Source organism: Coprococcus sp. AF102-57, assembly GCF_027686195.1.
Taxonomy (GTDB): Bacteria; Bacillota; Clostridia; order Lachnospirales; family Lachnospiraceae; genus Allocoprococcus; species Allocoprococcus comes.
Genome location: NZ_JAQCSY010000060.1, coordinates 1 through 618, shown reverse-complemented (window position 1 = coordinate 618; position 618 = coordinate 1). Strand labels below are relative to the sequence as shown.

General features: G+C 54.4%; 1 protein-coding gene. It reads right to left on the bottom strand.

Annotation, left to right across the window (positions count from 1 at the left end; all coding sequences use genetic code 11):
* Positions 1-618: virulence-associated E family protein (locus PGZ10_RS16570; protein WP_270541910.1), on the bottom strand; the 618-nt coding region annotated here is incomplete at both ends.

Here is a 618-nt window from a genome sequence, read left to right as displayed (position 1 = left end):
TCCCGGTGTACTTATCAAGATACGCCTGTATCATTCCGGCTTTGGTGTCCTCCGGCATAAAATCCCGCTGGTGTTCTTTGAGATACCGCTGCATGGTGGGGCTGAAAGCCAGCTTGAACCTGCCGCTTCGGTAAATCTCCATCGCTTCTGCCCACATCTGCTCGATATAGGCTCTGGAAGCAGCTTCGTCCTCCAAAATGTGAACCTCCGCCTGCTCCGGGTACACCATGACCGGGATAAAACGGCGGTTGCCGGAACGGTCAAGGGGCAGGAAGTCAAGGGCATTGGAAGTGCCGCCAAACACGCACTGACGGGGGCGGTCTGCCGGGTGGGTTTCATAGGGTATCTTGTAAACCTCTTTCTGCCGGCTTAAAAATGACTTGATTTCCTCAATGCTCTTGGCGTTGGCGGTTGCCATCATTTCCGACATTTCGATAATCCAGTGACCTTGCAGCTTACGGTACACATTGTCATCGTCCAGCTTCCGCAAATCATCGGAGAACCACTCGTCCCGGACTGCCAGCAGACGGAAGAAGGTGGACTTGCCAGCCCCCTGACCTCCGACCAGACAGAGCATGATTTCAAACTTGCACCCCGGCTGAAAGGCTCGTGAGATAG